Source organism: Iodidimonas muriae (assembly GCF_014647255.1).
In the GTDB taxonomy this organism is placed as follows: domain Bacteria; phylum Pseudomonadota; class Alphaproteobacteria; order Sphingomonadales; family Rhodothalassiaceae; genus Iodidimonas; species Iodidimonas muriae.
In genome coordinates, this window is sequence record NZ_BMOV01000003.1 from 346,114 (window position 1) to 371,049 (window position 24,936).

At 57.8% G+C, this 24,936-nt stretch carries 20 protein-coding genes and 1 pseudogene; 10 read left to right on the forward strand and 11 right to left on the reverse strand.

The genetic code is table 11. From position 1 onward, the window contains the following. Positions 1-88: 88 nt before the first annotated feature. The 3 genes and pseudogenes from IEX96_RS14195 to IEX96_RS14275 all read left to right on the forward strand — a co-directional run. On the forward strand, positions 89-1,021 hold the full coding sequence (locus tag IEX96_RS14195) for a type IV secretory system conjugative DNA transfer family protein (RefSeq protein WP_150004846.1): 933 nt from the start codon (positions 89-91) through the stop codon (positions 1,019-1,021). Further along, positions 954-1,937, forward strand: coding sequence for a type IV secretory system conjugative DNA transfer family protein (locus IEX96_RS06590; protein ID WP_188873673.1), 984 nt, complete (start codon positions 954-956; stop codon positions 1,935-1,937). Before IEX96_RS14195 ends, IEX96_RS06590 begins: the two co-directional genes overlap by 68 nt. Positions 1,938-1,946: 9 nt before the next feature. Further along, positions 1,947-2,060, forward strand: a pseudogene (locus IEX96_RS14275) (site-specific integrase); the annotation flags it as partial. Positions 2,061-2,637: 577 nt separating this feature from the next. On the opposite strand, the gene IEX96_RS06595 reads toward IEX96_RS14275, so the two are convergent. After that, positions 2,638-4,305 carry a cation:proton antiporter gene (locus tag IEX96_RS06595; RefSeq protein ID WP_373293757.1) on the reverse strand — a complete coding sequence of 556 codons (1,668 nt, stop codon included), beginning with the start codon at positions 4,303-4,305 and terminating at the stop codon, positions 2,638-2,640. Positions 4,306-4,373: 68 nt separating this feature from the next. Further along, on the reverse strand, positions 4,374-4,595 hold the full coding sequence (locus IEX96_RS06600; RefSeq protein ID WP_150004842.1) for a helix-turn-helix domain-containing protein: 222 nt from the start codon (positions 4,593-4,595) through the stop codon (positions 4,374-4,376). A 102-nt stretch (positions 4,596-4,697) separates the two neighbouring features. On the opposite strand from IEX96_RS06600, the gene IEX96_RS06605 reads away from it, so the two are divergent. After that, positions 4,698-5,573, forward strand: a complete 876-nt coding sequence (locus IEX96_RS06605) for a universal stress protein (RefSeq protein ID WP_150004841.1) — start codon at positions 4,698-4,700, stop codon at positions 5,571-5,573. A 10-nt stretch (positions 5,574-5,583) separates the two neighbouring features. Here IEX96_RS06605 and IEX96_RS06610 read toward each other — a convergent pair whose 3' ends face one another. Continuing rightward, positions 5,584-5,946 carry a hypothetical protein gene (locus tag IEX96_RS06610; RefSeq protein ID WP_150004840.1) on the reverse strand — a complete coding sequence of 121 codons (363 nt, stop codon included), beginning with the start codon at positions 5,944-5,946 and terminating at the stop codon, positions 5,584-5,586. A 466-nt stretch (positions 5,947-6,412) separates the two neighbouring features. Here IEX96_RS06610 and IEX96_RS14245 point away from each other — a divergent pair, with 466 nt between their 5' ends. Next, entirely contained in the window at positions 6,413-7,174 is a 762-nt protein-coding gene (locus IEX96_RS14245; RefSeq protein ID WP_150004839.1) for a pentapeptide repeat-containing protein, read from the forward strand. Continuing rightward, positions 7,171-7,650, forward strand: coding sequence for a hypothetical protein (locus IEX96_RS06620; RefSeq protein ID WP_188873654.1), 480 nt, complete (start codon positions 7,171-7,173; stop codon positions 7,648-7,650). The genes IEX96_RS14245 and IEX96_RS06620 overlap by 4 nt, the downstream gene beginning before the upstream one ends. 122 nt (positions 7,651-7,772) lie before the next feature. Here the strand turns inward: IEX96_RS06620 and IEX96_RS06625 are convergent, their stop codons facing one another. Continuing rightward, positions 7,773-8,681 (reverse strand): ArdC family protein, encoded by a 909-nt coding sequence (locus tag IEX96_RS06625; protein WP_150004837.1) that lies wholly within the window; start codon positions 8,679-8,681, stop codon positions 7,773-7,775. Positions 8,682-9,141: 460 nt separating this feature from the next. On the opposite strand from IEX96_RS06625, the gene IEX96_RS06630 reads away from it, so the two are divergent. From IEX96_RS06630 to IEX96_RS06645, 4 genes are read left to right on the forward strand one after another with little or no spacing between them, the layout of a single operon-like run. Beyond that, the gene (locus tag IEX96_RS06630) at positions 9,142-9,702 is read left to right on the forward strand and encodes a hypothetical protein (RefSeq protein WP_150004836.1); all 561 of its coding nucleotides are present in this window, start codon (positions 9,142-9,144) and stop codon (positions 9,700-9,702) included. Beyond that, positions 9,699-11,096, forward strand: coding sequence for an adenine nucleotide alpha hydrolase family protein (locus IEX96_RS06635; RefSeq protein WP_150004835.1), 1,398 nt, complete (start codon positions 9,699-9,701; stop codon positions 11,094-11,096). The genes IEX96_RS06630 and IEX96_RS06635 overlap by 4 nt, the downstream gene beginning before the upstream one ends. Then, positions 11,093-12,274 (forward strand): XRE family transcriptional regulator, encoded by a 1,182-nt coding sequence (locus IEX96_RS06640; RefSeq protein WP_150004834.1) that lies wholly within the window; start codon positions 11,093-11,095, stop codon positions 12,272-12,274. Before IEX96_RS06635 ends, IEX96_RS06640 begins: the two co-directional genes overlap by 4 nt. Next, positions 12,249-12,893 (forward strand): PIN domain-containing protein, encoded by a 645-nt coding sequence (locus IEX96_RS06645; RefSeq protein ID WP_229773575.1) that lies wholly within the window; start codon positions 12,249-12,251, stop codon positions 12,891-12,893. Before IEX96_RS06640 ends, IEX96_RS06645 begins: the two co-directional genes overlap by 26 nt. Positions 12,894-13,106: 213 nt before the next feature. On the opposite strand, the gene IEX96_RS06650 is transcribed toward IEX96_RS06645, so the two are convergent. From IEX96_RS06650 to IEX96_RS06680, 7 genes are all read right to left on the reverse strand, one after another. Continuing rightward, the gene (locus IEX96_RS06650; protein ID WP_188873655.1) at positions 13,107-15,917 is read right to left on the reverse strand and encodes an SEC-C metal-binding domain-containing protein; all 2,811 of its coding nucleotides are present in this window, start codon (positions 15,915-15,917) and stop codon (positions 13,107-13,109) included. A gap of 88 nt (positions 15,918-16,005) precedes the next feature. Continuing rightward, positions 16,006-16,461, reverse strand: a complete 456-nt coding sequence (locus IEX96_RS06655; RefSeq protein ID WP_150004832.1) for a hypothetical protein — start codon at positions 16,459-16,461, stop codon at positions 16,006-16,008. Next, positions 16,461-17,369 (reverse strand): abortive infection family protein, encoded by a 909-nt coding sequence (locus IEX96_RS06660; RefSeq protein WP_188873656.1) that lies wholly within the window; start codon positions 17,367-17,369, stop codon positions 16,461-16,463. The genes IEX96_RS06655 and IEX96_RS06660 overlap by 1 nt, the downstream gene beginning before the upstream one ends. Before the next feature lie 19 nt (positions 17,370-17,388). After that, positions 17,389-20,685 (reverse strand): DUF499 family protein, encoded by a 3,297-nt coding sequence (locus tag IEX96_RS06665; protein ID WP_188873657.1) that lies wholly within the window; start codon positions 20,683-20,685, stop codon positions 17,389-17,391. A 17-nt stretch (positions 20,686-20,702) separates the two neighbouring features. Next, on the reverse strand, positions 20,703-21,758 hold the full coding sequence (locus tag IEX96_RS06670; protein ID WP_150004831.1) for a type 1 periplasmic-binding domain-containing protein: 1,056 nt from the start codon (positions 21,756-21,758) through the stop codon (positions 20,703-20,705). Between the two features lie 16 nt (positions 21,759-21,774). Continuing rightward, on the reverse strand, positions 21,775-24,705 hold the full coding sequence (locus IEX96_RS06675) for a DUF1156 domain-containing protein (RefSeq protein ID WP_150004830.1): 2,931 nt from the start codon (positions 24,703-24,705) through the stop codon (positions 21,775-21,777). A gap of 18 nt (positions 24,706-24,723) precedes the next feature. Further along, entirely contained in the window at positions 24,724-24,924 is a 201-nt protein-coding gene (locus IEX96_RS06680) for a hypothetical protein (protein ID WP_150004829.1), read from the reverse strand. Between the last annotated feature and the right edge of the window lie 12 nt (positions 24,925-24,936).

Here is a 24,936-nt window from a genome sequence, read left to right on the forward strand (position 1 = left end):
CTGACACCAGGGCCTGCACCGCGCATCTCGCGGTCCGTTGGCATGGCATGAGGAGCCATGACACGGCCCGCTCATCACGGGAGCCGCGATGAAAACGCAGACCCGCGAACTGGTCACGATTGCCGGAATCCTCGTCGGGATTCCGTTCGCGGCACTGCTGTTGCTCAAGGGCGATCACAAGCTGTGGTGGGAGCCCCTCGCCATGGCCTCGCTGGCAGCCGGAATGCTCTTCACGGTGCTTGCCGTTCTCTCGATGTTCGGCATCCCGAAATCACCAGAAGACACCGCCGAAGAAGACGAGGAAGACGACGACGATGAAGAGCGGCCCAGATGGAAACATATCCGTCTGTGGCAGCTCTGCGCCGGGCTCGGCATCCCCTTCCTGCTCTATGCCGACGCCGTGACCGGCGATACCGGCAACTTCAATCGCATGTCGAACAGCATCGCCTTCTGGCCGGGGATTGCCGCGCTCGGCTATCTCGGGGCCAGGATCGGCTGGCGCATCCTCGTGGCGATCTTTGGTGGCGGGGTAGAAGAGCTGCAACCGACCACCCACGGCTCGGCCCGGTTCGCCACGGACAAGGAAATCAAAAAGGCCGGGTTGCTGAACAATGCGGGCGTCTATCTCGGCCAGTACCCGAATCTCGGCGATGACGGGCTGTGGTTCGATGGCGACGGCCATTTGATTACCGTCGCCGCGTCCGGTGCCGGAAAGGGTGTCTGCTCGGTGATTCCGAACCTGCTCACTTGGGAAGGCTCGGTCATCTGCAATGATCCGAAGGGTGAGAACGCCGCCGTCACCGCAAAACGACGGCGTGAGATGGGTCAGGAAGTCCATGTCCATGAACCCATGGGGTCTGCACGCAGGCCCGCCATGGGACTTGCCCTGTTCGGCGTTCAACCCGCTCGATTGGCTGGATATCAACAGCGAGGATGTCGGCGACGATGCCGCCATGATGGCGAACGCCCTTGTGCTGCGCGACAAGGGCACGTCGGGTGTCGAGGGGCATTTTGCCGATGAAGCGGAATCCCTGCTTACCGGCCTGATCCTCTATGTCGCCTTCATGGAAGAACCGGAGCGGCGCAATCTGCTCACGGTGCGCGAGCTGATTACGCAGGCCCCGGAGGGCTGGACCGACCTGCTGCGCAAGATGTCGAAGCTGGTGCAAGCGGACGGGCTGATCGCACGGGCCGCAAACCGCTTTCTCTCGAAATCGGATCGCGAAGGCCCGGCGGTGCTCTCGACGGCGCAACGCCATACCAATTTCCTCGACAGCAACCGGATGCGGCTGGTGCTGGGATCGTCGGACTTCGACCTGGCCGACCTCAAGCGCAAGCCCATGACCATCTATCTCTGCCTGCCGTTTGAACATGTCAGCGGGCAGTTTGCCCGCTGGCTTCGTTTGATGATCACACTGAGCCTGACGGCGCTTTCGCGCACCAAAGGGCCAACGCGACCCGGCACGCTGTTCCTGCTCGATGAGTTCGCCGCGCTCGGGCATCTGCGCATGGCCGAACGCGGCATGGCCGAAGGGCGCGCCTATGGCGTGAAGATGTGGCCGATCTTGCAGGACCTGAACCAGCTCAAGGACAATTACCGGGACGGCTGGCAAACCTTCATCGGCAATGCCCGCATCATCCAGTTCTTCGGCACGGCGGATTTGTTCACCGCCGAATACGTCTCGAAGATGCTCGGCAAAACCACGGTGTGGGCGAGCGGGTCGAGCGGTAGCCGCGAAAGCACCAGCGAAACGGGCCGTCCGCTGTTGACGCCGGACGAAGTGATGAATCTCGGGCCGGATGAGGAGCTGTTGTTTTTCCGGGGCGGCCTGCGTCCGATCAAAGCGCAGAAGCTCCCCTACTTCCAATCAAGCTTGAAAGACGACGCCGATCCGAACCCGATGGCGGAGGAGCATTTCGATCAGGCGGGGAGCTAAAATTTACAGCCCCGGAACATGGTGCAGAAGTGGCTGGGGCACGCCCAGCTATCGACCACGGCGATCTATGCCGACGCCAAGGGGGCCGAGGAACAGGCTATTGCAGAGCGCATATGGCGCTAGTCTGCCGCTTCCTTCGCACCAACTCTCGGGTCATGAGGATATGGGGCTCCGCAGGACGCCATTTCCATTTCAACCGATATGGCATGTTTTCCGAATCGGACAACAAATATAATGGTTGCCGCTAGTGCAAGCGTCTGCATCGCTCCTGATACGACAGGTTCTGCCGGAAGAAACGATATAACCTCATAGAAAAGAGCTTCCATTTCGATTCCAAGAAAAAGTGCGACCACGATAGCAGTGGCTATGGGCTTAATACGTTCTGACAAGTTTATTTCTCCAAGAATGTGTACTCATTTTTCTTTTTCTTGAGAAGGGTACCTGTAATCGACCTCAAATCGATACGTTATTAGGAACACCAAAAAGAAGAAAGAAACAGATAAAAATATCGAAACCATTTGATGAACTGGGACATAAGTATCTGTAATTCCAATATATGGAGAGATTTCGAATAGTCCGGCGAGGAACAAAATAGACGTAAAAAACGAAAATATGAGCGAAACTATAAGTGCTCCGAAATCAACACCCTGATCCCCGATATCACTGTTATGCATGGCGCTTTCTGTGTCGTGAATGCTATTCATGTCGAGTGTTTTTCCTCCGTGGCGATCTCCGGTATCGTCGTCCGCTCCATTTCCTCTCCGCCGCAAAGCAGGTCCACGGCGCGGTCAGCCGCGTCCTGGAAAGGCTCCAGTACGAAGTCCGCACCCGAGGCCAGCAGGTCTTCCGTGTCGGGTTTGCTGTGCGAGGTCACTGCGATCTTGCCCCGAAAACCGGCTGTTCGCGTCAATTGAAGCAGGGTCGTCCGCGTATCCTCATGGCTCAGGCCGGTCGGATGAACGGGGATGGTCGAAACCATCCATTGCGCGTGACCGAGCGGCAACGCCGCCACAAACTCGGGGTCGGTCGCGTCGCCATACTCTGTTTCCAGCCCCAACTGCCGCCACCGGCGCACCGCCAGCGGGTTAAAGTCTATACCAAGAACGCGCAGCCCCTTGTTCTTGAGGCGCATCCCGATAGCCGTCCCGAACCGCCCGAGCCCAAAAATCAGAATGTCATAGTCATTCGCACTGTCGTGCGTCCCGCCGCCCGGCTCGCGTGGCGTTCCCTTGCGCTCGAACACCCCCAGCAGCGGCTCAAACAAACCGTAGAGCTGGTGAGAATAGGTGATCATGTAGGTGGAGGCCGCGATGGTCACCAATCCGACCATGGTCACGAGCCCAAGCGCATCCTCGGCGACATGTCCGAGGGAAACGCCCATAGCGATAAATATCAGCGAGAACTCGCTGATCTGCGCCACCGTCAGACCGGCCAGAAAACCCGTGCGCTTGCGGTATCCCATATACCCCATGATGGCGAGGACGATCAGGGGGTTGCCGATCAGCACGAACGCCGACAACACTATCGCTCCGGTGACATGCGCCCCGAGCAGCGACAGATCGAGCGTCGCCCCCAGCGCAATGAAAAAGAACAGCAGGAGAAAGTCGCGCAGCGGAGACAGGCGCGCGGCGATTGTCTCCCTGTAGGGTGTCGAGGCCAGCGAGACCCCTGCGAGCAGGCCGCCAACCTCCTTGCCGAGCCCGACGAAATCCCCGATGGCGGCGAATATAGCCGCCTGGGCGATGGCAAAAATCACCAGCAGCTCCGGCGCGCGCGCAAGCCGCTCTGTCAGCGGGTTCGCCGCATAGCGCACGAACAGTACGACCAAGGCGACGAGCGCGGCCCCCGAGACAAGGACGGTCAGGATATTGCCGCTTCCATGGCCTTCGCCTGTGCCGATGCCGACAGCCGACAGGACAATCATTGCCAGGACGACCACGAGATCCTGAACGATCAGGAACCCGAGGGCGATCTGGCCGTGAAGGGAATCGATCTCGCGCTTATCGGAAAGCAGCTTCACGATGATGATCGTGCTTGAGAAGGTCAGCGCGACCGCAACGTAAAGGCTTGTCGTGACGTCGAGGCCGAGCGCCAGCCCGATCAGGAACCCGAATATCGACGTGAAGGCGACCTGGCCCAGGCCGGTCATCAGGGACACCGCACCCAGCGACCGGATCAGCTTCACGTCGAGCTTGATGCCGACGAGGAACAACAGCACCGCAATTCCAAGCTCGGAGAGCAGGTTTATCTGCGCATCCGACTGCACCACATCGAAACCTGAGGGTCCGGCGATCAACCCGACCGCGATAAAGCTGACGATCAGCGGTTGTCGCAGGAGGATTCCGAGAAAGCCGATAACAGCCGCCATGACAAGCAGGGCAGCGACCTCTCCGAATGCGGACTGCGATATAAGTTCAGCCAATTAGTGTCCCTCTGTTAGTGATGATCCTCGTCACGCCCGACCTCCGGCGAATTTTCTTCCGGTTTTGTTGCGTGCTGGCACAGAAAACGGTCGAGATCGTCCGGCGCAATGCGCCACTCCCGTCCGATATCAATGGCGCGCAGCTCTCCGGTCTTGATCCAGCGCCGCACCGTGGCCTCGCCGACCTGCAACAGATCGGCCACATCTTTCACGGTTTGAAACTGCTTCGGTTCCATATTCCATCGCCTCTGAGCGTATTTTATGCTACTATAGCAAAGTTGAGCGCAGAATGGCAGCGTTTAGTTCATTGGGCGGCAGGCCGCCGATAGAGACACGTAATGAAGAAAATCCTTGTCGCGACTGATTTTTCCGAGCGATCCGACCGGGCGATCCGGCGTGCGACGCTGCTCGCGCGGACCTTCGATGCCGCGCTTCTGCTCGTTCATGTCATCGACGACGATCAGCCCCAGCGCATCGTCAGAGCCGAACAGCAGGCGTCGGCCGATCTCCTGGCCGCGCAAACCCGGTCTTTGCGCGAGGTTGACGGATTGCGCTGCGAGTTCCGCATCGTCTTCGGCGAGCCCTTTGAGGGAATCACCCAGTTGGCGCGGGAGGCGAACGCCGATCTGCTGGTCATCGGCCCGCACCGCAGGCAGGCGCTCAAAGACGTTTTTGTCGGAACGACGGCCGAGCGAATCATCCGTTCAAGCGACCGGCCGGTCCTGATGGCCAATGCCACACCGGCAGGCCCTTATCGGCACGGCCTCGTGGCGTCTGACCTGTCTGAATGTTCCGGCGATGCGCTAAACGCCGTTCAATCCCTCGGCCTGAGCCAACACATGAAGGTATCGCTCATCCACGTATTCGACGCAGTTGCCTTATGGGCGCAGTCCCGTGCCTCGCTGAGCGAGGATGAGGTCAAGGACTACCTGGACGACGAGGAAGAACGCGCCGCCGCCGAACTTTCAGCCTTCCTCGCTAAACTCGGGCTTGACCCGATGCCGCAGATTCTCAAACCGGCGACGGCCCCGGTTGCGCAGGTGATTTCCTCGGTCGCCCGCGACATTGCGACCGATCTTGTCATTGTGGGCACACATGGGCGGACGGGGATTGCAAAGATGCTACTTGGCAGCGTCACCGAAGAACTGTTGCGCGCAGCGGATCGTGATGTTCTGGCTGTGCCGCCCCGCCGGGCCGGTCAGGGCGCTGCGTGACGGCCCGCGCTTACGGCGACAGGACCGGGTTGCCAAACATTAGCGCCAGAAGATTGCCGACCTGTACGCCGATGAGGTGGAGGAAAATCCCTTCTACCGCCGAGAAGCTCCAGCGGCCTCTGCTAAAGACGCCATCGTAATAGCTCCAAACCAGCGCGACGATATACGAGATCATGTTCAGGCGAAGATTGGCGTCCTGATCCGGTGTCAGGGCCAGATATAGGGCCGAACCAAGCAGTATCGCCCGCCATACGACAGTACCAGCCGCCCTTAAACTTTTCTCCGTCAGGCCAACATTTGATAGCCGCTGCGATAATCTTCCAAGAAGATCATCGCTGTTCGATTCTTCAATAATGTTGCCCGAGTCTTTCATGCGGCCAGCTTACATGAAGCGCCACCGTTTTCCAGACATATCGTAATTCACTTCTCTCAGACGTTGGCACGCCGCCCCGAACGGGGCGGCCAGGCTCTATTCCGCTTCGCTCCACCGCCCCCCTGCTACGCTAGGGCTTCGCAGGGTTTCGGCCCATGCGGGTGACGATCCTTCGCGCGTGAGATCGTCGGCGCGGCGCGCCGTGCGTCAGCCTCACTTTTAATTTCGGAGCTGAGGCCCGTTTCCCAAATGACATGACCGCACGCAACGCGAAAAAATCAGCGGGCCACCCACGGTTTATCAATTCCGGAATCTGCGGCGTTCATCGCCGTAGAATTTTGTTTTCTTAAATCCCTCAAATAGAAAAAGACACAGAATTAACAATCAATTGTTCTATTAATATTATTTTCTATCTTTCCGTGTAAAATATCTTCGAGACTACTTCCAGACTACACGGGAGATAACAATGGAGATGTTCAAACAACAAAATCCATATGACATCAAAATCCTCAGCACCGATGGCACGTTTCTCGGCGTTATGGAGTTCGGCTCCATCACCGAGCTCTGCCAGCATCTCCGCCACAACGACCTGCCCGATGGGCAGGTTTTTTGTTTGGCGGGTATAGATTTCCGCGACGGCTATCTGCGGCAAGCCAGGTTGGCCGGAGCGATCCTCACCAACTGCAATCTCGAAGGCGTCTGCCTGAGCGGCGCGAACCTCGCCGGGGCAATCCTCGATGGCGCAAATCTCAACGCTGCATCGCTCAAGGCGGCGTCTCTTCGCGGCGCGCGCTTGCGCGGTGCGAAGCTGATTGCGGCGGGCATGTGGTGGGCCGATCTTGAAGGTGCCGATCTCGAAGGCGCGGATTTGCGCCACGTCAACCTCAACGGCGCGGCGCTCGAAGGCGCGAACCTGGCCGGTGCCGATCTTGGCACGGGCGCGCTGGCGTGGGTGGATTTCGAGTCGGCCAACCTCGAAGGGGCCAGCCTTCGTAATGCCTATGTGCGGGCGGCATATTTCCGGGGCGCGGATTTACGCGGCGCGGATGTGTCCGGGGCCTGTCTCGACGGCGTTGATTTCCGCACGGCCTATCTTGACGGGTTGCGGGTGGACGACGCCGATTTGAGCGGCGTCCATGTGATCTCTGAGCAAATGCGCGGAACCGTGGGCACTCCTGCTCATGCTCCGCCGCTGATGGCGGAACAGGTCGATGAGAGCGGCTCATGACAGGGCAGACATGGGTGGTCTGCGGCGCGGAGTTCATCGAAGGCGATGTGATCCGCTGGCATGAGTCCGTTTATCAGCCCAGCCGATACGACCGCAATCAACGCGTCAAAATCGGCGAACGCGGCATCACGGCCCAGGTCGATTTCGATCCTCCCGATCTGAACGAGATGATGGAGCTAAAGGTGCTCGCCAGTGAGGGGACAAACCCGTTCAAGACTGATGAGATGATCCGCCGTGCCCGGCGGACGGTCAGCCGTGAAGATACGGAACGGCTGGCATGGTCGGAGGAAGAGGCGCGCGCCTCGGTGATCGATTCCCTGCCGGAAGCCCAGCTCAAGGCCATGCAGGAAACGCAGGCGAGTGCGGCCAAGCCGCTTGGGCAACCGTCCCGGTCAAGAACAGTGTCGCCGGTGGCAACCGGCGCACCGTGGCGCAGGCGCAGGGCAAGCGCCGGAGCCTTCGCCGCGAAACCCTGAGCGGCGATTTGCATTTTGCGAGTTTACGCGAAATGCGCTCGGGCCGGGCGTGTCCGGCCCGGAAATTTTGGGGTGGGTCGGGCGGGAAAGAAACTGCCCCCGCGTGACGCGGGGGCAAGCTCTCAAGCAGCCTCTTGCTCGGCTGCCTGCTCTGCCTTCGGCTGCAAGCCATGCAGGAAGTCCACAGCGCGCTGTGCATGCGCGGCGGCGGTGAAGATCGCGCGCTTGTCGTTCTCCAGCACCTTAAGCCATGAACCGATATAAGCGGCGTGATCCTCGCGGGGCTCGGGCGTCAGTTCAAGATCGGCAGCCAAGAAAGCCGAACCCAGCTCGGCAACAAGCTCTTCGGCGGCATAGCCTTCGTCGCCCCAGCGCTTGCGGCCAAAGTCGCGCTCAAGGCGGGACGGATGGCGCGTCCAGTGCGTCACTTCGTGGGCCAAGGTCGCATAGTAGGATTCCGCGTCCTTGAAAGCCTCGAAGGGCGGCATCTGCACATAGTCGGAACTGACAGCGTAATAAGCCTGATTGCCACCATGCCGGATGTCGGCACGGGTCGCGGCGAAGAAGTTTTCCGCCCGCTCGATCCGCTCAACGGGGTCAAGCTGCGGCTCGGCCACGGCGTAATAATGGACGGGCAAGCCCTCGATCTGCTCGACGTTAAAGGCGGTGTAGCCTTTCATGAACGGAATATCCCGCGCTTCTTCCTCGCCGGTGTCGGCGTCGATCTCGGTGCGGCTAATGGTGTTGGCATAGACTACCAAAGAACCTTTTTCGCCCTTGCGGACATGCCCGCCCAATTCCTGGGCCTGCCGAAACGTCATCCAGATAGGCGCGGCAAAGCCACGCTCGACGGCGGACGCCCAAAGCATCAGGACGTTAATTCCGTTGTAGAGGGTGCCATTGAAACGAAGCGGCCTTGTGATCCGGCCTGCGGCGTGCTCGGCGTTCCAAGGCTTGAACCATGTACGGATTCCGTTCTCAAGGTCGGCGATGATCTTGTCAGTTACGCGGGTGTAAACATCGGCTTTCATTGGGTTTTCCTTTCCTAGTCTGAAAAGCGGTTGCGCATGCAACCGGACTAGGCTCCCGCCGATGAGGGGGGGGTAAGGCGGTCAAGGCCGGACGCGGGGAAAGGGGGATCACCCGGCCTGCACGACCAAAGGGAGGAAGGCCGGGGAATGCCCCGCGTCCGCCCAAAGCAAAGCGCAGGGCCTGGCCTTGACGGCCAAGGGGCCACAGGCCCCCAAAACAAGAAAAAGAAAAAGCGGCCCGAAGGCCGCTCAACCGGGGCGGCGAAGCCGCCCTATGCGCGAGGGATCGTTACCGAATGGCCGAGACCCTGCGCAGAGAAACGAAGCAGGGGCTCGGGGAGCGCCGCAGGCGCGAGTAGAGCCCGGTCCGGCTATGCCGGACGCGCTCAAATTGGCCAACAACGAACAAATTTGACATTGTCAGGTTTTGGCTGATATCATGCTGACATTGGAGCGAATCATGAGCGATGGTCCACACAGAAGCCTTCCGATGCGACCCGGCTGGAAAAAGGTCGCTGAATACGCGGACAACGAAAACTTCCCGCGTGAACAAGTGCGTGATGCCGTCGAGGCAGCGGTCGAAAAGGATTGGCGCAAAGATATTTCTCGGGCGCTGGTTTCAAGCATTCGCGATGTCCTCGGCGGAACGACGCTTTTCAGCGACGACACGCTTCGTTCTATCGAAGACCTCCGGCAGACGGTTTCGGGTAGCGCAATGGGCAACGCACTGCTCGATCACCTCGCATGCGCCATAGGTGGCGGGATGACCGGTGATGCCGCGCTTCAGGAAGCTGTCGTGAATACCTCGGTAGATCAGTCAGCGCGCTGCGCACGCCAGGTTGAAGAACATTATCTGCGAAAATCGACTGTCGAAAACTCGCAAGATGTTCGGCAACGCATCGAAGAAGCAATTCAAAGCACGGGATTCGCCTCGCTTGCGGACCGGATCGTCGAACCGGTTTCGCGGCACGTACCGACCGTGGAGAAGAAAGACGGCGTCGATGACGGGGTACAGATATGACGAACGTACTCCATGAAAAACAGGCCGACCTTCCCTCACTTCAAGTCGATGTCGTGGAGCCCGGAAACGCCGCCAGACCGGGATATATTCGATGCGAGATTGACGACCATGTGTCGTTCGACACGTCCAGAATGGAATCGTTCTTCTTCGCAAAGTGGGAGCCGGTCCTTCACGACGCTTTCCTCATCGCGGCAGCGGTAGAGTTCTGCGACATGACGAAACGGCGCCCGACGCGAGGGTGGGGCCGTCACTTTGACCTCAGGATACCGGTCGATGATCCGGAGCGCTGGATGCAAGACGGCGTATCCTCGGCACTACGCGACGCTCTTGAATTTTTGACGAGCGACCGCTGGAGTTTCGAGTTTTATGCGCGCGAGAACCCTGTCGAGCCGCCACGGCAAGGGCAGTTCAATCTTAACCGGCAAATCTCGGCGGTAATACCTTTTAGCGACGGGCTGGACTCATGCGCCGTAGCCAGACTGGCCGCGCGGCAGTTGGGAGACCGTCTGGTCCGGGTTCGGCTCGGCACGAAGGATTTTGCGCCGAATGGCATCATGCCGGGGCTGGAGCCTTTCACGGCAGTACCTTACAGCGTTCGACGGCACAGGAGTTCCAACACTGAGTCCAGCGCACGTTCACGCGGCTTCAAGTTTGCGCTTATCAGCGGCATAGCCGCCCATCTTGCGGATGCTGAAAAGATCATCGTTCCCGAAAGCGGTCAGGGTGCGCTCGGCCCATGCCTTATACCCGTCGGACATGCCTATCCGGATTACCGAAGCCACCCCCGTTTTGGGCGAAAAATGGAAGCATTTCTCCATTCACTGCTGGGCTTCCAGGGACGCTACGACTACCCGCATATCTGGGACACGAAGGGCCAGACGCTGGCCCGGTTCATTGAGATTTCATATGACACTGGCGCTTGGAAGGAAACCCGTTCCTGCTGGCAACAAAACAGACAAGTCGGCGTAAACGGCAGGGCTCGGCAATGCGGCATCTGCGCTGCCTGCATGCTGCGTCGCCTGAGCGTCCACGCCGCCGGTCAGACCGAACCCGACGATACTTACGTCTGGGAAAACCTCGGAGCGCAAACGTTTAAGGAAGGCGCTACGCCGGACTTCGACGAGAAGAGAATTACCGGCGCTATGGAGCAATACGCAATCGCCGGGGCGCTCCACCTCGATCATCTGGCCGCGTTGTCGAAGTCACCAGCTAACAAACCTCGGCTGAACGTCGAATGTTTCCGGCTTAGCCAGTCCCTCGATCTGCCTTTGGATGATGTGAAGAAAAAGCTGGAGCAGCTGTTGGCACGGCACAAAAACGAATGGGAGAACTTTATGGCTTCGCTTGGACCGGATTCGTTCGTAGCAAAGTGGGTTGACGAGGCGCGGCCATGAGCGCTCTCGAGTCCATCCCGGCGACTGCCGTCGGGGATCGCCTCCGGCGCGCCCGCGAGGAAGCCGACCTGACCCAGCAAGACGCAGCCGACAAGATTGATGTCGCGCGCACGACTCTGGTTGCTATTGAAAAAGGACAGAGACGCGTCCGGTTTGACGAACTTCAACACCTGGCCAAAATCTACAAAACTTCCGTAAATGCCCTGCTTAGACAGGAGGCGGTTCACGTCGATCTCGTTCCGCGCTTTCGAAAACTCCCCGATGCCGCAGACAACGCGGCTAACGAGGCTGTCGCCATCATGTCGCACCTCGCGAAGGCAGAGGTCGAACTGGAAAATCTGCTTGGAATAAAGCGGACCAAGAACTATCCGCCCGAACGCCCGATTCTACGCGGGGACATTAAGGCGCAGGCGGAGCACGACGCGCTCGAACTCCGCCAGCGCCTCGGTCTAGGCAACGCCCCTATCGGTGACATCGTGACGCTGCTCGAAATGGAAATGGGCGTGCGTGTTTACGTGCGACGCGTGGACGGCCGGATTTCCGGCCTGTTCGCCTACGACGAAGACCTCGGGCCGTGCATCCTGCTGAACGCCAACCATCCGCGAGAACGTCGGACCCAATCCGCCGCACACGAATGCGGTCACCTCGTTTCCACCAGAAACATGCCGGAAGTCCTGCACACGGACGAAGTCATGACCTCTCGCGAAGAACGGTATGCCGATGCCTTTGGAAGGGCCTTCCTCACGCCTCCCAGAGCCGTCATGCAGAAGTTCGAGGAAGTTAGGGCGGGTTCGGACCTGCTGACGCGTCGGCGTGTGATAATCCTTGCGCATTTCTTCGGCGTCTCGCGTGAAGCAATGGTGCGCAGACTCGAAGAACTCGAACTCGTCAAAACGGGAACCTGGGACTGGTTTCAGGCCAACGGCGGTATCACCGATGAGCACGTCAAGCAGGTGTTGGGCGACCTGAGCGTCGCCGACAATCAGAAAGCCGATGCCGACCGTCCGACGACGCTGCGACTCAACATGCTTGCAGCCGAAGCGTACCGACAGGATTTGCTTACCGAGGGGCAGCTCTCGGAGTTGCTCGATCTTAAACGCATTGAGCTTCGCGAACTCCTTGATGACCTTGAGATAGAAGGGAGTGAGGCGGATGCGGCCCCCACCCTTCTTAAATGATCCGACGCGCATTCTTGTTGTCGATGCCAGTGCTGTTATCAGCATCACAGCGTCTGCGCGCGCACACCAGATTGTAAGTGCGATACCGAATCGCCTGATTGTGCCCGACGTAGTTGTGTCGGAACTGGAATCCGGCAGCCACAAGGGACGTTCGAACGCAGAACTACTCCGCGACCTGATAAAAGACGGCCAGTTAAATGTGGTAACAATGGGGGACGTGGCTGTAGGTTATTTCGAAGACTTGGTGATCGGTCCGGCAAGGGACACTCTCGACGACGGCGAAGCGGCGACGATAGCGTGCGCTTTGGAGATTGGCGGGGTTCCACTCATCGACGAACGCAAAGCGCGTCGCATATGTGACGAGCGCCATCCGGGTCTTGCCTATGGATACACTGTAGACATATTCGCGCATCCCAATGTCGGGAAAGCGCTAGGAGACGCAGATTTGGCGCAAGCTGTGCTCAATGCCCTCACGGAAGCGCGGATGCGTGTCTTGCCGCAGCACCTGGACTGGGTCGTGAATCTCGTAGGGCCGGAAAACGCCGCAAACTGCAACAGCCTGCCGCGTTCGGCCCGGCTACAGGCGAAAGTGGCAAAATCCGGCGGCGAAAATAGCTAGAAAAATCGACGGCGCGATTACGCAGTTAACTGAACTGCCACTCCGCCAAGGCGGCCAACCTGCCACCTGCCGCAGGAGGGATCGTCAGCGAATAGAGCAGGCGGCCAAGCTCCGTGCGCGTAGCGTTTAGAGCCCGGTCCGGTAATGCCGGACGGGCCCGCTACTCTCAAAAATTCAAGGTCAAAGTCGGATTTGCCTAGCGCGGCTCAATCGTCATGCGCGCCGTCCGTGACATTTCTTGTATTTCTTGCCGGAGCCACAGGGGCATGGCGCATTGACCGGGTATTTTCCCGGAGGCAGTTTAAACTGCCATTGCGGTGGCGGCGGGCTAAGTTTGAGTTGGCTTATAAGCGCACGTTGACGCTGCAACTCTATCTGTCCCATCTCGTCGAGACCACTCTCGTAGGGCGCTAACCGCGCCATTTCCTCGTCAGCTTGCTCGAACGCCCTGCAATACGCCAATACAACAGCATATTGGCTGCGAACAGATACTACGTGACTGGCAAGCTTCGTCTTAAATATGGTCGGGATAAGATTTCTTTCAAAAACGTCGCGCGCACCGATGTAGTCATGGCGCTCAACAAATTCGTCAACCAGATCCTGACCTACTCGCACAAACGAATCCAATGCTTGTGCCATGGAATAGAATTTCATGGCATGGATACGTGCCAATCCCGACTTCCTGCCCATACAGTGGCAAGCTTTCGCGTAAAGATCGAGCGAATCCGCCAAGTGTTTCAAGTCGTCAGTATGGTCCTTACCCTTTTTAAGCAGCGGCTGTATTTTATCCGGATTCTTGCCGGTCACATCGCTGAGCGATAATCCGAGCACGTCATAATATTGTTCGATCAAATCGGATGTTTCATGGGCGCATTCCTCGAACATCCCCAGCTCGAACATGGCATGCGCATAATTGTAGCGCGCAATCCGGACATATTCCGGCCTGTCCGGAAGGAGGCGTGCAGTTTCCTCCATCGCTGCCTGTGCCGCCGTAGCATCGCCTTCGCGCGCGGCAAAGAGCATTCGCTTCATGCCGATGGCTAGACGTTCCGATTGCCCAAGATCATTCTCGGTAACGAGCCGTTCCATCAGTGCGAGCCTTTGACGAATGGCCTGTTCGTCGCCTTGTTTAAACTCGGCAAACACCAACCCATCCAATGCCCAAAAACGGTCTTCTGCTGACAACGCCTCGGAAGCTGCCGCTTGCTCGAGAAACGCTACGATCTCCGGCATGAAGCCAAGTTCGTGAAATAGCTCATCCGTCGCCATTGACACCAGCGGCTTGACATCTCCCAGAGCAACAAACAGACGGAGCAAAAGATTGACCTTTTGCACACTCCATTCACGCGGCAGCGTGGTTATCAAGAGATCGCGAATAGCGGCCTGCGCCTTTCGCAGGGTGGCGTTGCCGAGCGCTTCAAGGTGTGCCCGTCCGAGCAGGCGCATTGCGTCATGTATCTTGAAGCGCTCGGTGCCAAAGACCTGGATAGCACCTGCCGATCGGAGCTTCCGCAGTAGCTTGGCAACAGCTTTGTCGTCGAGATCAAACGTAGTCCGCAACACCTGCGCTGCGTCTGATTGGCTTAAGGGAACATCACTGAGACTGAGCGCACCGATTGCCCCGCGTTCCTCGTCGGTGTAATTACCGAAGACACGAGCAAGAATCAGCTCCTGTGCGGTTTCAACGGCATGGGTCTGTTCCTCTAACTCCTGCGAGAATTGCGAGATGCCTCCTCCATTGTGCTGAACGGCAATCTGAAGGGCATTCTGGACATAAAGCGGCAAACCCGCTGTCAGCGTTTTTAGCCGTTCATAGGCGGCATAGTCTCCGTGACATCCAAGCGCCGCCCCTTCAGCGGCAATGGTCTCATTGGTCCAACCGAGAAGCGGCTGGGACTGGATTCCGAGGGTTGCTTCCATTAACGCGACCGCTGGACCTGGCTGTGCGAGCAACGCATATCGGAGATTATGCGAATGTTCGATCAGACTTTTTAGGTCGGCAGCGGGAACCCGATGTGCGTTATCGATCACAAGCGTCGCAGTCCTGTCGCTGTCGGCAAGATGTTTACCGATGGCAAAAAGAATTTCCGGTCCCGTCGCGCCCGGCAGCAAAATTTCCCCAAGTTTGCCGCCCGGTTTGCCGAACAAACGTGCGGCAAGTTCGCGGGCAACGGTAGCAGCCAGCGCGGTACCCGGAACCTCGCTGACATTGAAATAAGCCAAGGCATCACTTGTCTGTAACGCGGCTTGAGATACCCATGACGTCTTTCCCGCTCCTGAAAAGCCGGTAATAAGCCTGACGGGTTCTGCCGAGATAAGCGGTGGCTCTTGATCCTGCGAACGGTAATGCGGCGGTGGCGCAGGAAAGTCCTGTAGCTGAATAATAAGCTGTTCAAAAAGCTCCGGTAGAGCTTCCGTTCTGAAGGTATGGTCAGCGTGCGGCGAGGTGCCGGCCGCCGCAGACATTATCCGCCCCGCAAGTTTCCAAACCAGCGTCTCGGGCGCGAGGATGGCAAAGGGCAAGGTGCTCGCACTGTCGCAGCAGGAGGCAAGTGCATCGGCAACGCCCAGCCACGGTTCAGGTAATGGAGCCTCGATAACTGACGGGCAGCCGGGCCAATGGATAGCAACATCGGCGGGCCAACTTGCTTCCGCCAGCTTTTCGGAAAGACCGGGTCCTGGAGCGACGTTAGAAGCGACGACAAACGAAGCTGTGCCGTGTCTGCGACCTGTTGAATGTTCATCCCGAAGAGCATCAAAGCGCTGCAAGGCGCTCTTAATGTCGCTAAATATTAATGGTTTGTTACGCGTTTTGACCTGCACGTAGATACGTGCTTCTGGAAGCGCGATTTCAACATCCTCGTCGCTTTCAACAACAAGTTCCACCACACCCGCTCCGGCCGCCCTAAAGAGACAGGCCATCGCGTAGAGGTGTTGATACAGGAAGCCACGGTGAATGGCTTCGATCTGCGCCAGTTGGCCGCTGTCTAAGGTAAGAGGCGCGGCGGTGGTGGTACGTGACATGTTCTTTTTCCAAGATTTCTTGTTCTAGTTCTCGAAGGAGCTGCCCACTTTTTCGTGACAAGTCGATGGCTGTAGTGGATGTGCCACATCATTCACTATCAAACGCCATCCGAACTTCATCAGAATTTTGAAGACAGACTATTAATATAGTCAGGCTGTGTTTAAGCAGAAGTTCGCTTCTCTCTGGCTCAAACCACCTACCGTTGAATTTACCGCCGTGGAACAGGTTATTCCGGACTCGCCTTACATATGTGAGAACTCGGTCAGACTGTAAATTGGTGGCGGGAGGGGCGTCACTCCATGAGAGGTTACCGCCGTCTATCACCTGTTTCTTGGGTGGATGCTCGAGGATGTATTTGACAGCCGTTCTAAATTCGGCATCGCTGGGGTTTTCGAAGGTCTGAGACAAGGACTGTGCAAACTTCTGCCAGTCGGGTTTCGCATCGCCATTTCCCGTATGAAATCCCGCTGCCTTGAGCGCGTATTCAAAACGGGCGAAAATTCTAAATACCTCGCTTGCAAGATTGTTTAATCGCTCTTCCATCAATTCGTTTCCAATCGTCCCGAAGTGTCATCGTGGCGACGCAAAGGAAGGGCGGGAAATTTTCTCTGCCAGGTTTCGATCAAGAATAACGAAGCGGTGCTTGCAGCGTGTATCGCAAGGTTGGCGATACGTTCGTCAATCCTGACAAATCCGCGCTCGCGCCCATGAGCGTCTCCGCCATGCGTGCGAAGCGCCCCGATACCTTGGATCACCGTATGCAGGCCGGAAAGAACTTTCCGAACGTCGTCTGCTATCAACGGATTAATGTCGGAACGGTCCGGAGACAGCCCAAGGGGTTTTCGTACAGCGTTGTATAGGCCGGTCACGTCCTTCTTGTCAGGCAAGGGCTCCCCAAGCTCGGTAAGTATGGAACGACAAACGCTTTCAATGGTCGAACACGCCGCAGTGACAGCATCTTCTGGATCAGATCGCGAACTGTCGAGCGCGCGATCAAGGTCGCGTTGTACGGTGTCGAAACTGATGACCTCGACAATGCCGGATAACCTCTCCAAGACGGGCGTAGATTTTCCAGCTTCCAGAAGACGCATTCTGCCGCCGGTCTGCCGAAGCTCGAACCCATCATAGGAAAGAGCCCCGTTCAGATAATCGACAACAGCACCATGGCGCTCGGGCTCGTTTATGAAATCACGAGGATCAGAAGCGGCTTCAATAATCCTAGGAAGCGTTTCTTGTGCGTCTGGGCCGTTATTAATCTGAATTAGACAGTCAACCAAATTCGGAACACGAGAGCCTGTAACCTGAAACTCAATATTGCAGGCGCCCATGAACCTCTCGATGTTCGGCCCACTGCGATAAATGCCGATCGACGGAGTTGAATCGTTATACGAACCGCCGCTGATGACCTCAGCCAAAGCATTGATGACCTGTAGTGAAAGCGGAAACGGCATAACTGGTCCACATGGGTAATTACTTGATTAACTTATCTATGAAGCCGAGTGTGGTGGCGTTCTCGATCAGGGTGCGGACTTTCGCGCGGTCTAGGCCGTCCGGGATTTCTGCGTCAATTTCGAGTTTGAGCGAGACCTGGCTGCGCGGCAGAGTCGTGAGCTGCTCCACGATGGCTTCGACAATCTGATGAATGTCGCGGGCCGGGCGCTCCGGTGAGATCATCACCGTGCCAATGAATCGTGTCGGGGCCGCTTCCCCGCCGGGTTCAGCAGGAGCCTGCCCGTCGCCGGAACCTGGCTTGGTGGTGCCGGTCGTGCCCTCGGTGCCGACATGAGCGGTTTCGCCTTTTTCCGTCTCATCGGGAATATGAGCCTCGGCGATATCCGGTTTGATGATGACGGAATCGTTGTCGATGACGATCTGAACCGCGTTCGCCTGTTTGATGGCGAGGCCGACATAGGTCTGGCGCTCTTCATCCCATCGCTCGGCATATGCGAAGGGGCCGGGGAACATACCTGAAACGGCTGTCTGGACGGCTTTGGCCAGCACCCCACGGTTCTTGAGCCGTGGCAGGTAGGTGTAGCGGTTGAGATATTCCCAGATATCCTTGAGCGAGAGGTGATCCTTGTCGTTCCAGATATACTTTTCGAGCTGACGGTTGAGGTTGTCCGGGCCAAGCTCGGGCCAGATGCCTTGATCGCTGACCAGCTTCTTGCTGCCGCGGGCAAGCAAACCGTCCTGCGCCGGAACCTTGGCGGAAGCCCATTCCACGTCCGCCTGCGCGGTATCCTGATGAGGGTAGATCAGGTAGCACCATGCCTCTTTGAGGCGGGTTTTCACTGTCTCATTCGCTTCCGCCAGCTTGGCTTGAGCAAGCGCGCTGTCGCTTTGCGTGAGATTGAGGCGCGGCGTGTCACGAACGATCTGAGCCCATGCCAGGGCCGCGCGCATGGCATCCTTCAGATTGTCGAGCTGCCGTGATTCAGCGGCGAGGAAGACCAGCATATTGCGATAGACGCGGGGCGTGTTACCCCGGTGCATGAGGATGTCTTTCGCCTCCACCATGGCTTCGGAGCCGTCTCTGCCGGTGTGCGGATGGGCGACACCAAGCACGATAGCGCGGACACCGCCGGGTTCATCGGGCACGTCCGACGAGCTGCCGGGGGCAACCTGTACGGCATCGAAGTGGCCGCGATCGCCGAGGCCATTGATATAGGTTGTCAGCGCCTTGTCGATTTCCAAAAGGATAAGCGCTTCTTCAAGCTGGCCAGCGCGATCGGCTGCGATCCGATTGAGGCTCGCCGACATCGAATACCAATAGCGGCCAAGGTCGCTGTGCATAAACTTGGCCTGATTGGTCAGCCGCCGCAGAGCATCCCCGAAGATAGCCGGACGTTCGCCGGGCTGTACGACACCAAGATTGATCTGCTTGTCGTCGAGGCCCTTGTTTTCCTGACCATGGGTCGGCGCGGTTCCCATGAAGATCGCGCGCGCGACGCGGCGGGTTGCAGAGTAGCGGTTCAGGTTGGGGGCTGACTGGTCGATCTTGTAAGGCGTCGAAGTGGTACCATCCACATCGCCGGCAATGATCGATTGCCAGCTTGCATCGAGATAATGCAAAAGCTCCGGCTCCACCCGCGCGGAGCTGATCGCCACGCTGCCGGGCATGATCATGACCGAGGGGTCATTCCCCATCCATAGCTCATGGATGACCTGAGCCATCAGGCGCAGCACACCGCGCGTGCGCTGGAATTTCTCCAGCGAGCCCCAGCTCGTATAGAGCTGATCGAACAGCTCAGGATGGATCGGGTAGGCTTTTTCGAGCTTCCGACGATAATCCTCGTCAGAACAACCTTGCGGAAAGTCGTTGGAATTTTCTCGGTAGAGCTTCGCGAACTGCTTCAGCGTGTTATCGCGGTGATGAAACTTGTCGCCGGGGATTTCCTTAAACAGGCGGCGGCGAACGATTTCATAGCTTTCTTCCTGCGAGGCAGGTCGCCACGATGACTCCACACGGCTGAAGGTCTGCTTCAGGCGCGCGAGCGCTTCCTGTCCACCTTCACCCCCAACCTCGATCTGCGAAGCAGGCAGAGACGCTACAAGAAGCGTGCCGGGGCTCGCCTTCACCGCTTCGGTCAGCGACTGCACAAAGGAAAGGTTCGCGTCGAATGATCCGGAGGGAAGGCCCTCCACCTTGTAAATTTGGCGCAGATAGGCGACCCACTCATCGATCAGGATCAGGCAGGGCGCGCATTTCTTGAAGATCGCTTCGAGCAGGTTCGAGCCCGGCGCGATGCCGCGTTCGTCATTCTCGGCAAGCATATTGAATGCTTCCTCGCCACCGAGTTGCCACGCCAGCTCACCCCAGGTCGTGCGGATTTTACGCCCGCCTTTGAGGCTCAATTCGTCCTGCGGGCCTCGTGAGGTACCGACAAGCACTGCGCGATTGATCTTTTGGGGAACGGCAAGTTCGTGCTTGGAAAGAAGCTGGTCGAGGCCGGGCAGGTCCTCTGTCGGCGTCTCGCCTGCCATGTGGTATAGCGCCAGCATGGAGTGCGTCTTGCCGCCGCCGAAATTGGTCTGCAACTCGACCACGGGATCCCCGGCTTCGCCGGTAAGGCGCTTTGCGGCACCGATAAGCAGATTGCTCAGGCCCTCGGTCAGATAGGTGCGGGCGAAGAACTCGCGCGGGTTGCGATACTCCGAAGGCGCGCTGCCGTTGTGAACTTTGCCGAGATCAGCAGCAAATTCGGCTTGCTTAAATTCGCCGGTCGCAACGTCCTGATGAGGTTCCACGACTTCGCGCCACGGCAGAATGCCTGCGACCGTATCGACCGAAATGTCATGGCGTTGCGTCTTGCGGCGTTCCTCGTTGCGCTGAAGCTCGGCAAACTTTGTGCGCAAGATCGTGTCACGCATCTTGCCGAGCTGGTCGGCGGTTTCCCCGGCGCTGATCGCTTCCATCAGGCGGCGCATGGAATCGAGCGCGCGTTCCGCATCGTCATAGGTGAAGGCTTCATTGTGCGAGAGCTTGTTGCGTACATCGACCAGCTCATTGACGATCGATCGCTCCGCCCGACCCAGAACGGTCTTGAACGCATCCATCCAGAACCGGTCCATCGCGTTCAGAAGCGCGGCCTGATCCCAGGTGATCTCTCCCTTGCCGTTGGGCCTGAGCCCCGGTAATTTTTCGGCCACCTGCACCTGCCAATGCCCGGTCAGCGCGCTTTCCAGCCGCTTTTCGACAAAGGGGGTCAGTGCCTCTGGCAGAAGCTCCATGCCTTCGAAAACATATTGTCGGGTGCTTTTGGCCATAACCAAATTCCTGGGAGTTAGCTGTTCTTCTTTAAGGGGCCATCACCGATGGTCGCTGAAATGCGATCAGAGAGAGCCTTGCGGAATTCATCGAGTTCATCAGGCTTCCATGTGATGTGATTGTATTGGCGGGTATCGAAATGAATCTTCCCGATCACGTCCTCACGGCATGTGAAGATGACCGGTATGTTCAAACCGTGGGCGAACCCCGCCTCGTAATAGACGCCGCCACGCATTCCCGCCTCGCCATGCGTAAAATCCGCAACGACAAATCGCGAGCGCCGAATCTCGGCAATAATTTCATCATCGATTTTGTTGTTGTGATCTTTTTGATCAATCCGGATTGGCCTGTACCCCGCCTCAAGAACACCTTGTTCAATGCCCTGCCTATAGGCGTCACCCATTGACGGATCGAACCACATCGCGATGAAGGCTTGATCTGAACCGACGGATTTCGTTTCAATCTCAGCAAGATGTGCGTAGCCACTGGGAGTAATGGTGTACTCTGTAAACCCGGCCAATGCTGGCGGGAGCCTATCACTGGGCTTTAACGCAGAAAGTTGCGGATCGCCAAAACCACCACCTTCCGCAATAAAATCAGCGACCAGATAGGGCGGCTTTTCGAGTAGCTCCAATTTAACAAGATAATCGAGCAGGTACGTGACCTCGCTCAATTTTATTGACTCCGACCATGCCAAGGCCGCGTGCATTTCTGCATCCTGACCACTGACTGGATATTTTACTGTCGATCCTATCGTCGGTAGGCGCTTCTGCATATGCCGCAATAACTGATCTGCCCGCTCGTGCACCTTCAAAGCGGGGCGATTTTCGGCTTCGTCAACCGTCGTGCTCATGACCTCGGGGCAATCGACGCCGAGGCGGCGCTGTTCGACCAACCATGTTGTCAGGCGCGCTTTGATAGCGTCGTCGGCGCGACTCAGATTCACCTCTGCCGTTCGGCTTATAAAATATCTGCCATCGGCTCGGGGTGAATCTACATCTCTCCCATCGCGTGACGTGGGAAAAAACGTGGCTGGCGTTCCCCAGATCGGGCATGTGCTTTCGCCTGTCATGCTCGTCTCCCCCCGATCACAAGTTCATACGCGTCTGGCCGTCGCCGCGCGTGTCGTGGATCGTGGCTGCCTCGCGGGTCAGCTCGGTCCAGTCGGCGATCAGCGCGTTGTAGGCGGTCGCTTCCTTGGCGTCCTGCCGCTTGTTAGCGCTGATGTCATACAGGCAATAGGCAAGGTCCTTCACCGCGTCGGCCTTGTCGCCGATCTTTTTGAGCAGAAGCGCTGTCTCGTGCGAAATCCCGTCCTTCTCGTGGCAGCGCACGAGGTGCTGAAGGCATTCCCAGATCGTCAGGTGGGCGTCGGTCGCGGGCTCCCATTCGGAGTCGAGCTCGTCGCGCTTCAGGATACGCACCTTGCCCGCAGAGCTTTCCACGATGCCCGCATGCTTGGCGCTTTCCACGGATATACCGCGCGCCTGGGCGATGGAGTTGGCGGTGCCGTACTCGCCCGCCTTCATGCCATTCTGCTCGAACCATGTAATGGCAAAGCGCGTGTCCGCGTCGAACTCGCCCGCGATCCCGCCGATATAGTCGTCTAGCTCATGGTTGATCAGTTGCAGGGCGGTCTTCACGGTCATCGGGCTGTCGTCCGCTTCGAGCACAGCCTTGTAACGCGAAAACACGCCCATGCCGGGGCCGATAGCCGATTGCGGCATGTCGGCGGGGGCAATGTTGGCAGCCTGAAACTCTGCAATCGCCGGGGGCAGTTCGCGTTTCAGGGCACGGATGAACTCGGCGCGGGTGATGACTTCGGCTGTGGGCTCTTTCTTGCGGCAAACGAGAACCACCGAATTGGCTAGAGCGTTGGTTCCTGTGGCAATGGTTCTAGCTGCCCTTTCTGTACGAACAGGCCATGTCCCGACAATCGAGTACCCCGCCGCGATGATCGATTGAAGGAAGGTTGCCCATCCTGTGGATGCAAGTCCTTCTTGTTCGATTTCACTTTGCTTGAACGCATAGTAGATCGTGGCTGGAAAATTTGACGAGGATTGGGAAGCCAAACTCGAAATTGCCGCGGTCATTCCTGTCAGAAAGTGGGTCTCTGCGTTTGCGCGACCACCGTGGCGATACGGCGTTGCAACTAGTTCCTCCGCCTTTGGTACTGCGATAGTGCCGCTATATTCCGGATACACATCTTTTATGTTTCGGCGCAGCCAAACATAAAAATAATCCGAAAGATCGGCGTACCCGATGTTGTCGTAGTATGGCGGGTCGGTTGACACCACCGCTTCATCAGGCAGCTTTACATTTTGCGCGTCATGTTGAATGAGCGATCCTGTTGCATTTGGCCCAAATCCAAGCAGGGCCTTCCAAACCCAATCGACTGCCCCCATGAAATTTCCGGTACTGTCGCTCAGCACATTGCACTCGGCAAAATCCCAAGTCATGGGTATAGCTTGCCGTGCAAAGGTGAAGCGAATGAACCCAGAAGAGGACCAGGTGGCAATAGAACTACCTGCATCGGCCAAGCGATCAATAGCAAACGCCAAATAAACACTCACGGCCTCGGAATACGCTTTTGCTCCGATACCGCCGTCGCGGAGTGGAGTGGCGTCGGAAGAAATGCCGGCGGCAAGGGCGTCTTCCTCGATCTGCGCCCGTGCCTCATGAACCAGATCGCTGAAGGTGTTCAGCGCTACCAGCTGCCGGTCGGTGAACAGCTTACCCCAGCGGTCCAAACCGTAACCATGACAGGTGCCTCCGGTAAGTTTTGCCGGTGTTTCACCAGAAAGAAATGTGTCTCTGCAATTTTCTGCAACGATTTTACTTTCATCGGCGAACGCGACGGTGACATGGTGTTCATCCGGCGCAACATATCGCCGCCCGCCTTTGCCCTCCGCAACAATGGCGATCAGCGTTTGGCCCATCCGGCCTGCCTTACCAGCCTTCTTGACATAGTCCGCGTTAATCGCCGCATCGGACATTAGGCAGCGGAAATTGGCTCGTCCCGACTTCGTTCCGTCCTTCGCTTCGGCAATCTCCGCCGATGTGCCATTTGTCCGAATTTCATAGCGGATCGTCTTGGCTGCTTTGTCCACGATGGGCTCGATCCACGCTTCCTTGCCAGCCTTGGAACTCAACAGGAAACTCGACGCTATCGGCACCTGTACATCGGAGAATGCCGGGTCCGGACTCGGCACGGTGCGCGACCAAATCCAGGCGATCACCGTTGCTTTGCCGCCGCCGTATTCCTTCGGCAGGTCCACCTGCGGGTAAAGGTGACCAATGCGCTCAGATGCTTTCTCGCGCATCCATTCGCCGTAGTATTTCACATCCTCGGCCAGCCCCTCGGCGTTGCGGTAGTGGTTCCGATCCTTCATCCCGGGATGGATTGGCGGCTGGTTCTTGAACTTCGGCGGGATTTCAATCATCGCCTTGCCGATCATCACCGCCACCGGGTTCAGGTCCGACCCATAGGCGGGCAGGCCCAGCCGCTGCGCCTCCAGCGGGATTGACCCGCCGCCCGAGAACGGGTCATAGACCGGCGGCAGCTCGCCGTTGCAGCTTCGGCGGATTTCGGCGCGGGCGCGTTCCAGCACTTCCTCGTTGGTGGAGTTTTCCCACTTCACAAGGTCTTCAATGATCTTGAAAAGCCGTTTGCGCTCGATATCCGCAGCGCAATCCTCAAGCGTGGGTTCCGGAGTATTCGCGGCAGCCGAGTCCGGTTCCGCCTGGCGCTTTTCCCAAAGGTCGATGCGCTCTGACAGTTCTTTCTCGGCAGCGCGCCGGATGTCAGGGTCATCCAACAGCTTGTCGGCATAGCCGGAGGGGTCATCGACCAACTGCGCGAACAGCACCGCACGGCACGCCGCCAACGGCCGCCGCGCCCACCAAAGGTGCAAAGTGGACGGATGCCCATGTCGGATCGACTTCTCCCGCGCCGAAGCGGCATTAATCGCTTCAAGCGGAATGGCGACTTCTATGAGTTTCTTTTTGTAGTCGGACATAATCTGCCTTACCAGGTTTCAGTTCTTTTGCTCTTTAGCTGCAATTACGATGTCGTGCTTATCGAATTCTCCAGAAAGCGGTGTAGTGACTTTTGAGCCAATAGCTACCGGAATTCCATCAACGATCGTCCCGTCACCTGATACAGGCTCGGTGCTTTCTCGAGTCGTGATCTTGGCTTTCGTACCGTCCAAACGGTCAATTATCCAAAGAACCTTCATTTCCCTTTCTCT

Bases quoted from the DNA above. Each gene is read 5' to 3' on its own strand.
- IEX96_RS06595 (WP_373293757.1), bottom strand. From the start codon at position 4,305: ATGGCGGCTGTTATCGGCTTTCTCGGAATCCTCCTGCGACAACCGCTG.
- IEX96_RS06665 (WP_188873657.1), bottom strand. From the start codon at position 20,685: ATGGCCAAAAGCACCCGACAATATGTTTTCGAAGGCATGGAGCTTCTG.
- IEX96_RS06640 (WP_150004834.1), top strand. From the start codon at position 11,093: ATGAGCGCTCTCGAGTCCATCCCGGCGACTGCCGTCGGGGATCGCCTC.
- IEX96_RS06675 (WP_150004830.1), bottom strand. From the start codon at position 24,705: ATGTCCGACTACAAAAAGAAACTCATAGAAGTCGCCATTCCGCTTGAA.
- IEX96_RS06625 (WP_150004837.1), bottom strand. From the start codon at position 8,681: ATGAAAGCCGATGTTTACACCCGCGTAACTGACAAGATCATCGCCGAC.
- IEX96_RS06650 (WP_188873655.1), bottom strand. From the start codon at position 15,917: ATGTCACGTACCACCACCGCCGCGCCTCTTACCTTAGACAGCGGCCAA.
- IEX96_RS06670 (WP_150004831.1), bottom strand. From the start codon at position 21,758: ATGACAGGCGAAAGCACATGCCCGATCTGGGGAACGCCAGCCACGTTT.
- IEX96_RS06620 (WP_188873654.1), top strand. From the start codon at position 7,171: ATGACAGGGCAGACATGGGTGGTCTGCGGCGCGGAGTTCATCGAAGGC.
- IEX96_RS06590 (WP_188873673.1), top strand. From the start codon at position 954: ATGATGGCGAACGCCCTTGTGCTGCGCGACAAGGGCACGTCGGGTGTC.
- IEX96_RS06660 (WP_188873656.1), bottom strand. From the start codon at position 17,369: ATGCCGTTTCCGCTTTCACTACAGGTCATCAATGCTTTGGCTGAGGTC.
- IEX96_RS06605 (WP_150004841.1), top strand. From the start codon at position 4,698: ATGAAGAAAATCCTTGTCGCGACTGATTTTTCCGAGCGATCCGACCGG.
- IEX96_RS14195 (WP_150004846.1), top strand. From the start codon at position 89: ATGAAAACGCAGACCCGCGAACTGGTCACGATTGCCGGAATCCTCGTC.
- IEX96_RS06635 (WP_150004835.1), top strand. From the start codon at position 9,699: ATGACGAACGTACTCCATGAAAAACAGGCCGACCTTCCCTCACTTCAA.
- IEX96_RS06600 (WP_150004842.1), bottom strand. From the start codon at position 4,595: ATGGAACCGAAGCAGTTTCAAACCGTGAAAGATGTGGCCGATCTGTTG.
- IEX96_RS06630 (WP_150004836.1), top strand. From the start codon at position 9,142: ATGAGCGATGGTCCACACAGAAGCCTTCCGATGCGACCCGGCTGGAAA.
- IEX96_RS14245 (WP_150004839.1), top strand. From the start codon at position 6,413: ATGGAGATGTTCAAACAACAAAATCCATATGACATCAAAATCCTCAGC.
- IEX96_RS06610 (WP_150004840.1), bottom strand. From the start codon at position 5,946: ATGAAAGACTCGGGCAACATTATTGAAGAATCGAACAGCGATGATCTT.
- IEX96_RS06655 (WP_150004832.1), bottom strand. From the start codon at position 16,461: ATGGAAGAGCGATTAAACAATCTTGCAAGCGAGGTATTTAGAATTTTC.
- IEX96_RS06680 (WP_150004829.1), bottom strand. From the start codon at position 24,924: ATGAAGGTTCTTTGGATAATTGACCGTTTGGACGGTACGAAAGCCAAG.
- IEX96_RS06645 (WP_229773575.1), top strand. From the start codon at position 12,249: ATGCGGCCCCCACCCTTCTTAAATGATCCGACGCGCATTCTTGTTGTC.